Here is a 15,201-nt window from a genome sequence, read left to right on the forward strand (position 1 = left end):
GGAGCGATACGCAACCCCAAACCCTCCAAACGCGAGAAAACTACACGGAAAATGTTTCCCAAAACAATAAAACATAATGTGCAAGTTGCGAGTAAACTAAATACGTTACGATTACGAAGTTACGTAAAGATACTTAAAAAGCTAAGGAATAGCATGAATAACAGCGAGAATACGCAAGAAGCAGCAGCCAAAACCGAAAAGCAAACAGAAGCACACAAAGCAGCAGCAAGCCGCGTAGAGCAAATGTACGAGTACGGCTACCGCAAATCAAATTATGGACCAGACGAGCTTGTAACCGACGCTCACGGAAATCCGATTAGCGTTATGGACGCAATGCTCAGCGCCGACGACGCAGCGCGCGCAGAAACGCACACTCCTCACCTTTGCTTCTACTCCCCTCGTATTCCAGGAAATACAGGTTCCGCGATTCGACTTTGCGCTGTAACTGGCACTATTTTGCATTTGGTTGAGCCGCTTGGTTTTAATTTGCACGATACTAAATTACGTCGCGCAGGCTTGGATTATCACGATATGGCTCACGTTGTTTTGCACCCGAATTTTGAGAATTTAGTTGAGTCAATGCCAAATTCGCGAATTATTGCGTTTACTGCGAATGCTACGAAACTTTACACTGAAATTGAATATAAGCCGAACGATATTCTGCTTTTTGGACCAGAACCAGGAGATATTCCTGATCCAATGGATGTTATGGCAGGCCCGCACGTGGCAGAGCAGGTGCGTCTTCCTATGCGCCCGTCACTTCGTAGTTTGAATCTTACAAATTGCGCTTCTATTGCAGTGTATGAAGCATGGAGGCAACTCGGTTTTACAGGCGGAAAGTAATCACAAAAGTATACGACGTTTACATAATTAAGCATGCAACAAGATTCACAATCTCTCCCCGAAGAACATCTCACCGAAGAAACTTCTCAGTCATTGCGCGAATTGGCAACACTTACGCGCGATAATGTTGCACTTTTTTGGCATAGTTGTGCACGCGATTTGCCTTGGAGGTTTGGGCACACTACCCCTTGGGGTGTGCTTGTGTGTGAAGTAATGAGCCAGCAAACGCAAATGAGCCGTGTTGTACCCTATTGGCTCACTTGGATGCAAACTTGGCCAGATGCACAATCACTAGCTCACGCTACGAGTGCTGAAATTATTACAGCTTGGGGTCGCCTCGGCTACCCTCGACGCGCGTTACGTTTACAATCTTGTGCTCAAGTTGTAGCAACAAGATATCGCAATAAGCTGCCATGCACCTATGAAGAACTTATTGCCTTGCCAGGTGTAGGCGATTACACAGCAAGTGCAATACTCAGCTTTGCTTATGGCAAGCACATTGCGGTGATTGATACAAATATTCGCCGCGTACTTATGCGCGCTTTTACTGGAACTGAATCGCATGGTGGCAGCACAACGCAATCTGACCGCGAGCTTGCTGCCGCAGTATTGCCAGAAGATAACCATGTTACTGCTGCCACTGCTAACGCTACTAACACCACCAACACTACCTGCACTTCATCCGTTTGGAATCAGGCAATTATGGAAATTGGTGCTACCATTTGCACAGCACGATCTCCGCAATGCACTGCATGTCCTTTGCAAACATGGTGCCGTTTCAAAGCTGCTGGATTTCCAGGTCTTGGCCGCCATACCCGCCCCCAGCAGCATTTTGCCGGCACTAATCGGCAAGTGCGCGGCATTATTTTGCAGGCATTGCGTGAAGCACATAAAAAACAGCAGGTATTGCAACGTTGCGAGATCAATAATTTATGGTCGAATCAAACACAACTTGGCGAATGCATTGCTTCGCTCGATCATGACAGTCTTATCACTATATTGCCAGATGGCACTTTAGCATTACCTTAAGTAACTAACTCATTACGCTGCTTTTGTAACTCTTTAATTAACAGCTTAATTACTTTGTATGAGAGTCTACCTTGTGTAGTGAGTACAGTTCATCTCATCGACTTATGTATTACAATGGTAAATATGTCAATGCCAACTACGTCACCACGTGAGCCGCATCGCAATGCGAGTGCAACATCGGTTCGCAACCCGATGCGCAAACCCGTGCGTAAGACCGTACGTAACATGAGCGCAGCAAAACGAAGAATGTATCGTCGTCGCAGAATTGTTGTCGGTATTGCTTTGTTGCTTTTGATTATGTTGGCAATATTTTGTGTTATTAGCTTGAGCAAGGGTATTGCCGCTATTAGTAAAGCGATTGCTGGTCATGAAGTTACCATTGTTCGTCATTCAGTGCCAGACCCCCGTCCTGTTGGATTAACACCTCATTGCACCGATAAAGATATTCGTCTTGAGCTTTCTACTAAGTCACAAACTGTTCCTATGGGCGGTAGTGTTGAGTTGACAGAACGATTTGTGCACGAAGGAAACTCTTCTTGCCTTATTGACGCATCGGATATGAATGCTGTTCTAACTATTAATAGTAGTGAAGAAGTTACGCAAGGTAAGCAAGAAACTAAAGATAATAAAAAGAAAGATAATAAAGACAACAAAGACTTTAAAGACGCAAGTAAGAGCGTTGACTACTTATCACATGCAGTATGGCGTTCTGATAGTTGTGACACTGCATTAAAGCCGCTGCTTATGGCGAAGGGTGATCATTTCGAAAAGAAAATCACTTGGAATACCAATACTACCGTCGGAAAAGGCTGTGTTGCAGATGACGATTTACCGAAGGTGGATCGCGGCACATACGTTGCGCGGCTTGAGCATAAGCGCGTGCCAGGGCTTCACAGCGAGCCAGTGATCATTAATGTGCAGTAGGATTTATGCGTGCGACGACCTGCCGAAGCGCTGCGCTCGTTTTTGTGGACTTATGTGGGGTGTAAGTCCCCAATTGCGCGCATGTTCTCCGGCATTTGCGCTGACGACTGCACCAGTAACGAAAAAACGGTGACGCTCGCGCGGGTAACGCGCTCGCTACGAAACTCGCGTTGGAAGTCCCCCGGACTTCCAACTTAAGCGAGTTTCCGCTTTGAAGGAGCTTGAAATCCTGTGATTTCAAGCTCGGTCAAAGCGCACGCTAATTCTTGAAGCTGTGTACCGGGGCAGGAATACGTCCACCGCGAGTTACGAAAGCTTCGCAGCTTGTTTGGTTTACTGGCATAATCGGCGCATATCCCATTAATCCGCCGAAGTTCGCCATTTCGCCTACACCTTTTCCAATTACTGGAATAATTCGCACAGCGGTAGTTTTTTGATTAATCATGCCGATTGCAGATTCATCCGCAATCATGCCAGAAATCGTTGCAGCGGAAGTGTTTCCAGGAATTGCAATCATGTCAAGACCGACTGAGCAAACGCAAGTCATTGCTTCAAGCTTTTCAATAGTCAAGCAGCCAGACTTCGCAGCAGCAATCATATTTGCATCTTCCGAAACGGGTATAAACGCTCCAGAAAGACCGCCAACATAGCTACTTGCCATAATGCCGCCCTTCTTAACTTGATCGTTCAGCATAGCGAGCGCTGCAGTTGTGCCGGGAGCACCAACCTGATCCAAACCGATTTTCTCAAGCACTTCGCCAACAGAATCGCCAACTGCAGGAGTTGGAGCAAGCGACAAGTCTATAATTCCAAACGGCACACCAAGCCTGCGAGAAGCCTCTTGCGCAACCAACTGACCTACGCGAGTAATTTTAAACGCAGTGCGTTTAATAGTTTCGCACAGAAAAGCAAAGTCTTTTCCTCTAGCAGCATCGAGTGCACTCGAAACAACGCCAGGACCAGACACGCCAACATTGATCACAGCATCGCCTTCAGTTACACCATGGAAGCCGCCTGCCATGAACGGATTGTCGTCCGGAGCATTGCAAAAAGCCACGAATTTAACGCAACCGTAAGAATCGTTTCCAGCTGTAGCTTCAGCAATCTTTTTAATCGTACGTCCGAGCAGCTCTACGCAATCCATGTCTATACCGGTTCGTGTTGAGCCAACATTCACAGACGAGCACACAATTTCCGTCTCGCTTAAGGCTTGCGGAAGCGACTCAATAAGCATGCGGTCTGCTGCAGTCATCGACTTTGCAGGAAGCGCAGAATACCCACCAATTAAATCAACTCCAACAGTGTGTGCTGCTCTGTCTAATGCGTGCGCAATTTGCACAAAATCTTCAGACTTTTTACAAGATGACGCTCCAACAAGCGAAATCGGAGTTACAGTAATTCGCTTGTTTACAATTGGAATTCCGTAGTCGCGCGAAATATCGTTACCGGTTTTTACTAAATCTTTCGCAAGACGTGTGATTTTTGCTTCAACTTTACAACAAACGTCCTGCACGTTTTCGCAAGCGCAATCTAGTAGGTTGATTCCCATGGTGATTGTGCGAACGTCGAGCTGTTCTTGCTCAATCATCGAATTAGTTTCGCTTACTTCCATCAGGTTGAGCATTATGCACTTCCTTACGTTTACTTAGATTGCTGCGGATTTTAGATTCTGTGCATTGCAGTGAAAATATTGCTACGCTGGCAGCGAATACGCACGCCAATTTCGTCTCCTAGCGTTTCTAATCCTGCAGCAAAATTGCCAAATTCGCAATCAACAGTAGACACGTCAACAATCATCATCATGTTGAAGAATCCGTCGACAATTGTTTGAGAAATATTCAAAATATTTACATTATGCTCGGCAGCATGTGAAGTAACTTTTGCAATAATACCAACGGTATCGCAGCCGACAACGGTAATAATCGCCCTGAAAGCATCAGATTGCAACGCTTCTTGCGATTCATTATTCTCTGCAACTGCTGTTGTGTTATTGGCGACCATATTTGCCTCCTGCCGTTTTGAACCCGCATGTTAATGCATAAAGTTTATGCATTAACGCAAATTATGCGGTTATTTGTTTCAATTTTACACATCATACGTTTTTATGCGCTTTATGCGCTTTTATACATTTTTTATGCGTAAATATTATGCTGCTTCATATCTTCCGGAAGTGCATTGCGAAGCGACACAAGCGATCCAGAGCGGAACACGGAACGAATGCCAGCAGCAAGAAGCGGCGCAATCGAAAGAACCGTCATATTATCAAGACGCTTCTCTTCAGGCACAGGAACTGTATCCGTCACAATAATCTCGCGAACTCCAGCAGCTTTCAAACGCTCAACAGCAGGTCCAGAAAGCAAAGCATGCGTTGCAACCAAAGTAACAGATTTTGCTCCAGCCTCACGCAAAGTACGTACAGCTTCGCAAATAGTGCCAGCAGTATCGATCATATCGTCTACAACAATGCAATCGCGTCCTTTAATCTCACCAATGATGCCGTGAGCTTCAGCATGGTTAGGGCGCGTAATATCGCGCGTTTTATGAATAAAAGCAAGAGGTAAATCTCCGAGTTTTGCAGCCCATTGCTCAGAGACTTTGATGCGACCAGCATCAGGAGACACAATAGTTGCATTATCGAGCTTCATAGAGTTTCGCACATAATCAATAAGCACAGGCATCGCAGTCAAATGGTCAACAGGCCCGTCAAAGAAACCCTGCTCCTGAGTTGCGTGCATGTCAACAGTCAAAATGCGCGTGGCACCAGCAGCGCGGAATAAGTCAAACATGAGTCGAGCAGTAATAGGCTCACGTCCCTGATGCTTCTTATCTTGGCGAGAATATCCAAAGAACGGTGCAACCACGTTAATACTGCGAGCAGATGCGCGTCGCAAAGAATCGACCATAAGCAGCTGTTCCATAATCCAATTGTTAATAGGATTCGTGTGTGCCTGAAGCACAAACACATCCGAACCACGAACAGGCTGAGTAAAGCGCACATACATTTCGCCATTCGCAAAATCGTAGGCAGTAGTCTCAAGCACATCAATACCAAGATACTGTGCAGTCTCATTAGCAAGTTCTGGGTATGCGCGACCCGTAACTAACATCATCTGCTTTTTTGGATTGCCTTCAAGAATTGTTGACATAATTGCCTTCCCGTTTGCAAACTGGTGTTGCGCGACATAGTCGCTTTCTATTTTAGCAGCTTGTGCGCCTCGTACGACACAACAAGCGTTTTATTTTAGCGCGTTACTTTAAAATCATTAAGAACTACGCTTGCAAAGCAAAATCATCATTACGAAAATAAGCCCGAATCCCACAAAATCTGCCCATGAAAAAACAGCTCCAGTAAACATAACAGCAGTAATTGCAGCAGTAACAGGCTCGCTAGCTCCAAGCAAAGTGCCACGAACAGAGCCTACTCGCATAATGCCCTCTAAGAACAGCCAATATGCTCCAAAAGTTCCAGCAATAACAGTAAAAGTAAAAAGCAGCATAGCGCGCAAATCTAATGCAGGCATCGTTTCCCACGGTCGCACAAACGGGAGCATAATACAACCAGAAATAATAAACGTAATGCCATTAACAGTCAGATTTCCCCATTTTGCAATCAATTTCACAGGCATAATAGCAAGCGCCGCTGTAGACGCAGCATCTGCAAGACCCCAAAGCAAACCCATAACAGGCAAAGACAGTGAAGAAAGATTACCACCTGTAGCCATTAAAGCAGTTCCTGCAAAAGCTAGCACAACTCCAATAGTTTCGCGCATAGTTGGCACGCGGCGCGTGTGCAAGCATGCGTAAACCAGCACGAACAGAAGATTAAGGCTCTGAAGCACAGTTGCAGTGCCGGAATTAGTCCAGTCGATTGTGCACAAGTACGAAACTTGCGTAAGAAGCACGCAAACTACGCCTGTAACCGCCATCGAAATCCACGTGCGACCAGTTTTCACAGCACCACTTAACTGCTTAGGAGTGCAAGCTGCAGCAGTAATGACAAATAACATGCCAGCAGCAATTTGACGAACGCAAGCGATTTGCAAAGGAGATACGCGATACGTCGACATGAGGATTTTCGAAACTGTTGCGTTTGCACCCCAAAATGCGCCACCTAAAAGAGTTAAAAATATTCCTACAAGAATAGCGTTTGTAGAATGATTTAACGCTGGATTAGGTTTATTTGGAGTACCTTCGATTGCTTTTGTTGCAGATTTTGATGTGTCAAAAGTCTTTGAACCTGTTGATTGCAATTTTGAAGATTGTTGCTTTTTTGTTGAAGAGGAATCAATATTTGATGAATCCAAATCATGCGCACTGCTACGCCAAGAAAACTTAACCATTATTAGATTCACCTCGCATCCCCAAAACAAGCAAACATGCAGTAATTATTGCACATCTACTCAACTAATTTGCTGGTAAACAACACTTTAGAAAAACATACTCTACTTGCACACACGAAAGAAATGTATAGTATTAAAAAATTACAATTCAAAACGCGCGCATTAAACAATAAAATCAACGAAATAAACCAAAATAACAACGTGACTTAAGCCATAAACCAACGCACTAGTCATATGAAGGCGGAAACATGCACAACTACGCATCAAACAGTAATATTTTTCAACCACACCACATTTTAGTTACTGGCGGCGCAGGCTTTATTGGATCTAATTTTGTGCATTACATAGCTAAATATCATGTAACGGTTGCTGTTACGGTACTTGATTTGCTTACTTACGCTGGGAATATGGCAAATCTTTACGACTTACCTCAAGATTTTGCAAACAACCGATACGCTTTTATTCGCGGAGATATTCGAGACGAAAATATAGTTGATCAGCTATTAGATCCGCATAATCCAATTAAAACTGCAGAAGGAACAACACTTCCTGCTATAGACGCAATCGTAAATTTTGCTGCAGAATCACACAACGATAATGCAATCGAGTTTTCTGACCCGTTTATAAGCACAAATATTTTAGGAACGCATACACTCATTAAATTCGCACACAAATATAATATTCGCTTCCATCAAGTAAGCACCGATGAAATTTACGGAGATTTTCCTATTGACAGCGTGCTTAAATTCGACGAGTCAAGCCCATATTGTCCATCTAGTCCATATTCTGCAAGCAAAGCTACAGGCGATCTCTTGGTAAAAGCATGGTGTAGAACTTACGGTTTGCGCGCAACTATTTCGAATAGCAGCAATAATTACGGGCCACGACAGCATATTGAAAAGTTTATTCCTCGCCAAATTACAAATATTATGTGCAATATGCCAGCAAAATTGTACGGCGTAGGAGATTCGATACGCGATTGGATTCACGTTGAAGATAATTGCGACGCAATATGGCATGTTCTAACGCGTGGAACAATCGGTGAAACATATAATATTGGCGCTAACTGTGAAGTTAACAACATAAATATTTTGCGGATTTTGATGCAACTCATGGGCGTGCCAGAATCAAATATAACGTATGTAAATCCCAGAATAGGCGAGGATAGGCGTTACGCACTAGATACTACGAAAATTCGAACACAATTAAAATGGGAGCCTAAGCACGATAATTTGAAGCAAGAATTGCAAGAAACAATATCGTGGTACGACTCTCACACTGATTTATGGAAGCCTATTAAAGCGCAAGTCGAGCAGCATTACGCTGAATTAGGGCACTGAATTTGCGTGACGAAATTGCGCTCGACGACCTGCATGAGTGATTAGAGCGTAACATGCGCGACGTCGAGTAAGCGGCAATCGGGTTTTCGGCATGAAAAAAGGGCTTCTAGCGATTGGCTAGAAACCCTAGGCGCGGAGAATACGAGATTCGAACTCGTGAGGCTGTTACACCAACACGCTTTCCAAGCGTGCGCCATAGACCACTAGGCGAATTCTCCAAACTGCTAACTTAGCAATCAAACTGCTTGCCAAGCAAACAACTTAAATAGAATACCACGAATCGCGGATATTGCAAACTCGCGCGCGCCGACAACCTTTTTGGGGACACTCGCGCAGATTGCGTTCTACATTAGGGTCGAATTTTGCTTGTTTTAGGACACTCGCGCAGTCAGCAAACTGCATCCGTGTCCCTGATTGCCGTTTTAGCGCGCGCTCAGGTTACGTGCTTTCAGGTTACGCGCGCGGCGGCTAATCGCAAGAACGCCCACCAAACCACCTAAGCCAGCAACGGCGCTACTTGAGATTCGTAAGCGCGCAAAGCCATGTCGATTACGTTGTGCATGTCGTAATAGCTGTAAGTTCCCAAGCGACCGCCGAAAACTGTGCGAGGCTCAGCCGCAGCAAGCTCCGCATAGCGCGCGTACAAGGCTTTGTCTGCCTCAGTATTCACAGGATAGTACGGCTCATCTTCTCGACTAGCAGCTCGCGAATACTCCTGCCAAACCACAGTTTCCCCAGCTTTCACGCTTTTGCTCGGCACGAAAGTTGCGCAATCGTCAGCATCGCCACTAGCCTCTCCGCCAACTTCCTCGCGCTCTGGATTAAAGTTCTTAAACTCAATCGCGCGCGTAAACGGCACGTCAGCATCCGAATAGTTCATAACTGGGCAGCCAAAGTGGTCACTCTCCTCGTAACGCACTTCCTTAAAGTCCACAGTCCTCCACTTCAACTCGCCAAGAGCGTAGTCAAAATACCTATCAACCGGACCGGTATAAACAACCGGCACTCCAGCTTCCGCCAGCGCGCGCTTATTAAACGGCTGAGATTCGTCGAAGAAGTCTACACCAAGCGAAACGTGAATACGCGGATCGTCAATCATGCGCTGCATCCAAGCCGTGTAGCCGTCCGTAGGCAAGCCTTCCCAAGTGTCCTTAAAGTAGCGATTATTATAGTTAAATCTCACAGGCAAGCGCTTAATAATTCCAGCAGGAAGCTCGGAAGGATCCGTCTGCCACTGCTTTGCCGTGTAGTTTTTAATAAACGCTTCATAAAGCGGACGACCAATTAAGCTAATGCCCTTATCGTTCAAATTTTGCGGATCTTTGCCAGCCAACTCCCCCGCTTGGCTTGCAATCAAAGCCTTTGCTTCCTCTGGCGTGTAGTGCGCGTGGAAGAACTGGTTAATTGTACCCAAGTTGATTGGCAGCGGATACACTTCGCCGTCGTGCGTTGCGTACACGCGATGTACGTAGTTAGTAAACGACGTAAAACGATTCACATAATCCCACACGCGCTTGTTGCTTGTGTGGAAAAGATGCGCTCCGTACTTGTGAATTTCGATTCCTGTGCGCTCGTCAAAATACGAGTAAGCGTTTCCACCGATGTGATTTCGAACGTCAATAATTTCAACGCGAGCGCCCGTATGCTCCACTGCTTGCTGAGCTACAGTTAAGCCGAACAATCCTGCTCCAACAACTACTAAATCTGGGTAAGTTGCTGATTTTGCTTTTTCGTACATTTTATTCCTTTATAAGATACGTCTATTTTGAAATTATGCTTTATATATTCCCGTTATTAAGCTATTCCAGTTATTAACCTAGCATTTCGCTTGTTGCGCTACTTATTTTTAGGAAAATCAACTTTTGGATTAAATCTAATCGCTTTTAGCATTTGACCAATCATTTTGCGGCGCAACTTTCTCTCAACATGCCCTCTTCGCATTTGACGAACTACATTTGCGCAGAAAAGCAAGTATTTTGCTTTACCTTCGTGATGCAAACGGTAAGATGCTTGATTACGCACGCCGTATGCGAATTTCCAAGCATTCTTTTTGTCAATCATTGTAAAGTTCACACCCTTGTTTGCTCCCATGTCATGCATAATTACACTATCGAGAACCTGCACGCCCGGGCATACACGCGTAATACGAAGTGTATATTCGGCATCATCGAACCAAATAAAGTATTCTTTAAATGGCAATCCGTACTTTTCTATAACCCAACGAGGAATAAGCACCGACACAAACGAACAGCTTGTAACCATAACGAGATTGTTAAATCCTTTAGCAATAAGCCTTCCCCAATCCCACGTTGGTACTGGATTGTTCATTTCGCAAATCGATCCGTCCACGAACTTCACCATTGAGCAAGCATACGGAACATCCGCACCAAGCTCACCTACGGCAGCATTAAATCCATCTAGAAGCTTTTCCAAAGCTTGTGGCTGAGGATAGCCATCGTCGTCAAAAATCCACACGAAATCTGCGCCAAGCTCGTACCCTTTACGCATACCAGCACTAAAACCGCCTGCACCGCCAACGTTTTCTGGCAAATTTACAACAGTAAGATTTACTCGATTCTCCAAATGACCATTCGCAAAATCGCGAGTGTACTCTTCCAAATATTTATCCGTGCCATCAGTTGAAGCATTGTTGACAATGATTAGTTGATTTGGAAGTCGCGTTTGAGATTCTAACGAAGCCAATACGGTTTTTAGTTTCTCTAACCTGTTAAAAGTTACTACAACAGCCGCAACATTAACGCTATCTTTTGATTTATTAGCATCCACTACTTGAGCATTTGACATTACTTGCTCCATTCTTCAAATAACTTAGTAAATAACGTTTCTGCAGATTCGAGTTTTGCAAAATTGCGCAATTTTTCAACTTCTTCTTTTAACAATAATGAACGATATGAATCATTCTCCATAATCTTAAACAATTCCTTTACAGACGCTTTAACAAAACTAGAAGTCATTCTTGGCAATAACGCACTTTTTGCTATAACAGTTTTTTGCGATCCAACATCCGATGAAATTACTGGAACTCCATTAGAAAGCGCTTCAATAGTTGTAAGCGTAATACCCTCGTTTACAGAGCTAATAAGTAGCACGTCCGCATCATCATACGTTTTTTGAGCTGGAATTTTCATAGATCTGCGCTCAATAACGTTTTCAAGACCATACCTAGATATAAGTTCTGAAACATATGTGTCTAATTCGCCATCTCCATGCAAAATGAAGTGGAATTTTCCTGGATATTTTTTGTTTAAAGCTTTTGCAACAAGAACAAACGCTTCTGGACGTTTTTGTCTTGCAATCCTTCCAACAAAAGCAACATTCAGAACATTTTTATTTTTTCTCGGCGATACGCAATCGTTTCCAATTCCAGCAGTAAGACCAATAAGTGGAGCGTCAACAATCTTGGAAGATTCAATACCATGCACATCATGCAACCAATTTTCAAGTTGTGGAGAAATAACATGGTGCAAATCAATCCACTTATCGTGTGTTACAGCTTCATGCGGATATCCTCCACAATTTATGTATTCAACAATATGCAGCGAATCAATAATATGTGTTTCTGGGGAGAATTGTTTAGCCCACCAAATATGGTCGTAAAGCCATTGGCAATGGTGTATTGCTATTGCTTTAATGTCAAATTGCTCAAACAAAGATCTTAAAAGTGGAACATCCGCCCAATATTCTCTAATTGGTGGAGTAAGTGGTAATACAAGAGCATCATCACAGAAATCTTTCGTAATCCACGGCTGGTGACCGTCTCTATCTGTGATAACAATTGGCACAAAACCAGCTTTTTTGGCAAGTTTTATTGTTTCTACAGCCCATCTTTCTGCACCACCAGCTTGCAGCCAATGCAAACCTATAATAATAGCTTTTTTAGCTCCTTCAACTCTTTTAGCAGGAGAAACACAGTCCAATCTAGCATCTTTTATATTTGATAAATCCCAATTTTCTTGTTTTGCAATTTCTCTTTGGTGAGCATTTGCAACATAATCAAACTTCTTTTTATTCCAAGGACAATACGCTTCAACAAGTTTCTTCGAATCACACTCGCGTTTTTTGCGCATTACTTCCCTAACAACATCAAACATAGAAGGTGCGTGTAATTCACACTCTTTGTAAATGTGCTGCTTTAACGTATCAGAAGCCCAGTGAGACATCACATCATCGTCGGTTGCATCATCTGGTGTCAGCAACAAATACCTAACGCCATTATCTTTAAACAGTTTGCCTTCATTCCAAAATTCTTTTGTGTATTCGCTATTAGTTTTAACAGTTGATTGTGCACTAAAAGTTGCGATTGGTTTCAATCCTTCGTTTTTTGTACAAGCACCGTCAAAAACTGAGAAATCAGCTAAACGAGGATACTGCCATTTTTGACCCATGTAAACTTGATATTGCAAAGTTCTAGACGGTGCAGTTAATGAATGATAGTTTATAGCGCCCACAATAAGCCTGCGTTGACGCTCGCTTAAAGAGTCTATATAAGTTTTTGCATTAACATCTAGATTAAAGAAATTCATTACTAAAACACCCTTATTTTTAGCCTTTAGCACATATAAAACCAGCAATAAATAAAGCTAGCATTTATAATGCTTTAAGCAAGTAAAAGTCATTGCATTGTCATTTAAGAGCGCATACTCACGGTTTTGACTATCTCTTACAGCAAACATGCACGAATTACTGTCGTTAGTAAACGCAACCATATCTGTTAATTCAGGATCAGTTTTGCTTCTAGTACGAAGAGAGGCAACAAGCTTAAATTCGCCATTATTTAAGATTTTAAGAGGCACTTCAAATTCAACTTTTTGTCTTCCTGTTCCTTCGAGCTCAATTTTATCTGCTCCAGAATCATACGTGATTCCTCCACGTTTTATGTCGTGCATTGCTACAGCTATAAAATATTTCCCAGGCTCATTGAATTCATATTCAATAGCAAAACGGAATTTTTCTTTACAATTAAGCAACTGCTTACTCAAAGGAACAATGCGCATAAATGGCACTCGCTCATTCAAGCCAACAGCATAACTATCTTCACTTTCTCCGCCATTTTGGCTAGAAAGATTTTCTAGAGTATAACGATTTGCAACATCGTCTTTATCTCCGTTAACAATCACTTCGCCATTCTTAATAAGAATAGCTTTATTGCAATAACGCTTTACTGCGTTCATATCGTGCGTAACGAGAATAACTGTTTTACTTACGTCTTTTTTAACCTTTGCAAAATATTCATCGCATTTTCTTTGAAAAGCTTCATCTCCAACTGCAAGAACTTCATCAAGTACTAGAATATCTCCCTGAGCTTGAATTGCAACTGAAAATGCAAGACGCACTTGCATACCAGAAGAGTAGTTTTTAAGTTTTTGATCCATAAACTCTTCAAGTTCTGCAAAATGCACTATATCGTCATACATGTTTTCAATTTGCGAGCGCGTAAAACCTAATAGTGCTCCATTTAAAAACACGTTTTCGCGACCGGTTAGTTCTGGGTTGAAGCCTACGCCAAGCTCAATGAATGGCACGAGTTTTCCGTTGACGTGTATGCGTCCGGAGTCTGGTACGTAGATTCCAGAGATGAGTTTGAGTAGGGTTGATTTGCCGCTTCCGTTGCGTCCTACGATGCCGAAGAAGTCGCCTTTGCGTACTTCAAAGTTGATATCACGCAGAACGTGCTGTTCTTTGTAGCCTTTGATACCACGCGTCCAATTAATAAACGCCTGTTTCAAACCGCTTGCTTGCTCAGTTGGTAGCTTAAAGTATTTGCCTACGTGTTCTACTGAAAGTACGACTGGTTGCAACTCTTCTTTTTCAGTATTTGTCAACTCAATCTCGCTCATTACATCACCTCAGCAAACTTACGATTGCACTTGCGGAACACTGCGACGCCGAGCACACACAAGATTACGGTTAATACTACCGGAACCATCATCAGCAAAGGAGACCCTACTAAATTCCACACAGTAGGCTGAGTAAGAGGTGCTACAAGATTGTGGCGCAAATCTTGAATACATTGTGCAATAGGGTTAAGTAACTGCACTTTTGCAATAACCGTTCCCCATCTTCCTAAAGAATTATTACCAATCACCATGCTTAGAGGGTAAATGATTGGCATTGCGTAAAACAGTACTTGTTGCGCCACGTCCCACAAGTGCGCAATGTCGCGAAAATACACGTACATAGTTGCTAGCAGCAGCGTTACGCCTAATGCTAATGCGTACAACTGTATACAATTCAAAGGAACTAATAGCACCCACCACGTAAATTGCACGCCTGAGCAGATGGCAAAAATGATTACTACCACAAGATTTATTGCAAAACTGATTAACGCGCCAACAGTTGCCGAAACCACCACAATATAGTTAGGAAAATGGATTTTACGCAGCAAATCTCCACGGTCTACCACCGCACGTAAACCAATCGAAGTAGCCTCGCCAAAGAACTGCCATGCGCTAATGCCAAGCAAAAGCACAACTGGATAGGTGGGCGTGCCATCCGACATTCGCAAAAACTTTGCAAACACTGCATACATTACGCAAAACAGCATAAGCGGTCGCAAAACCGACCACGCAACTCCCAAGAAAGACCCTTGGTAGCGCAATTTGAAATCAGTTTTCACCAGCTCTTTAAGAACCACCCACGAATAGTGGTATCTTGCGCGCAACTTATCTACAATGTTTTTCACAAGATATATAGTTTACCAGTTA

The 15,201-nt window shown here is 43.4% G+C and carries 13 protein-coding genes and 1 tRNA gene; 4 read left to right on the plus strand and 10 right to left on the minus strand.

What is annotated here, in order from left to right:
• Positions 1-153: 153 nt before the first annotated feature.
• From HXT44_RS05955 to HXT44_RS05965, 3 genes are all read left to right on the plus strand, one after another.
• On the plus strand, positions 154-843 hold the full coding sequence (locus tag HXT44_RS05955; RefSeq protein WP_012914445.1) for a tRNA (cytidine(34)-2'-O)-methyltransferase: 690 nt from the start codon (positions 154-156) through the stop codon (positions 841-843).
• A 33-nt stretch (positions 844-876) separates the two neighbouring features.
• On the plus strand, positions 877-1,872 hold the full coding sequence (locus tag HXT44_RS05960) for an A/G-specific adenine glycosylase (RefSeq protein ID WP_421777283.1): 996 nt from the start codon (positions 877-879) through the stop codon (positions 1,870-1,872).
• A gap of 114 nt (positions 1,873-1,986) precedes the next feature.
• A complete protein-coding gene (locus tag HXT44_RS05965) occupies positions 1,987-2,796 on the plus strand; it encodes a hypothetical protein (protein ID WP_219705480.1) in 810 nt (269 codons plus the stop codon).
• A 259-nt stretch (positions 2,797-3,055) separates the two neighbouring features.
• On the opposite strand, the gene HXT44_RS05970 is transcribed toward HXT44_RS05965, so the two are convergent.
• The 4 genes from HXT44_RS05970 to HXT44_RS05985 form a co-directional block, all read right to left on the minus strand.
• Positions 3,056-4,420 carry a PFL family protein gene (locus HXT44_RS05970; RefSeq protein ID WP_103013910.1) on the minus strand — a complete coding sequence of 455 codons (1,365 nt, stop codon included), beginning with the start codon at positions 4,418-4,420 and terminating at the stop codon, positions 3,056-3,058.
• A 38-nt stretch (positions 4,421-4,458) separates the two neighbouring features.
• Positions 4,459-4,797, minus strand: coding sequence for an ACT domain-containing protein (locus tag HXT44_RS05975; protein WP_102155642.1), 339 nt, complete (start codon positions 4,795-4,797; stop codon positions 4,459-4,461).
• Between the two features lie 131 nt (positions 4,798-4,928).
• Complete coding sequence (locus HXT44_RS05980) at positions 4,929-5,942, minus strand: ribose-phosphate diphosphokinase (RefSeq protein ID WP_012914450.1); 1,014 nt, start codon at positions 5,940-5,942, stop codon at positions 4,929-4,931.
• Between the two features lie 117 nt (positions 5,943-6,059).
• Positions 6,060-7,136 (minus strand): DMT family transporter, encoded by a 1,077-nt coding sequence (locus HXT44_RS05985; protein ID WP_012914451.1) that lies wholly within the window; start codon positions 7,134-7,136, stop codon positions 6,060-6,062.
• Positions 7,137-7,384: 248 nt separating this feature from the next.
• Here HXT44_RS05985 and rfbB point away from each other — a divergent pair, with 248 nt between their 5' ends.
• Positions 7,385-8,476, plus strand: a complete 1,092-nt coding sequence (gene rfbB / locus HXT44_RS05990) for a dTDP-glucose 4,6-dehydratase (protein ID WP_421782801.1) — start codon at positions 7,385-7,387, stop codon at positions 8,474-8,476.
• Between the two features lie 133 nt (positions 8,477-8,609).
• On the opposite strand, the gene HXT44_RS05995 is transcribed toward rfbB, so the two are convergent.
• The 6 genes from HXT44_RS05995 to HXT44_RS06020 form a co-directional block, all read right to left on the minus strand.
• A tRNA-Ser gene (locus HXT44_RS05995) sits at positions 8,610-8,694 on the minus strand.
• Between the two features lie 278 nt (positions 8,695-8,972).
• Positions 8,973-10,214, minus strand: a complete 1,242-nt coding sequence (locus HXT44_RS06000; protein ID WP_004109242.1) for a UDP-galactopyranose/dTDP-fucopyranose mutase family protein — start codon at positions 10,212-10,214, stop codon at positions 8,973-8,975.
• A 98-nt stretch (positions 10,215-10,312) separates the two neighbouring features.
• A complete protein-coding gene (locus tag HXT44_RS06005; protein WP_064621478.1) occupies positions 10,313-11,281 on the minus strand; it encodes a glycosyltransferase family 2 protein in 969 nt (322 codons plus the stop codon).
• Positions 11,281-13,020, minus strand: a complete 1,740-nt coding sequence (locus HXT44_RS06010) for a glycosyltransferase (protein ID WP_102155637.1) — start codon at positions 13,018-13,020, stop codon at positions 11,281-11,283. The genes HXT44_RS06005 and HXT44_RS06010 overlap by 1 nt, the downstream gene beginning before the upstream one ends.
• A 57-nt stretch (positions 13,021-13,077) precedes the next feature.
• Positions 13,078-14,334 carry an ABC transporter ATP-binding protein gene (locus HXT44_RS06015; RefSeq protein ID WP_102155635.1) on the minus strand — a complete coding sequence of 419 codons (1,257 nt, stop codon included), beginning with the start codon at positions 14,332-14,334 and terminating at the stop codon, positions 13,078-13,080.
• Positions 14,334-15,179 (minus strand): ABC transporter permease, encoded by an 846-nt coding sequence (locus HXT44_RS06020; RefSeq protein WP_004109231.1) that lies wholly within the window; start codon positions 15,177-15,179, stop codon positions 14,334-14,336. Before HXT44_RS06020 ends, HXT44_RS06015 begins: the two co-directional genes overlap by 1 nt.
• Positions 15,180-15,201: the final 22 nt, after the last annotated feature.

It is taken from the genome of Gardnerella sp. DNF01198P, assembly GCF_049244165.1.
GTDB classification, from domain to species: domain Bacteria; phylum Actinomycetota; class Actinomycetes; order Actinomycetales; family Bifidobacteriaceae; genus Bifidobacterium; species Bifidobacterium swidsinskii.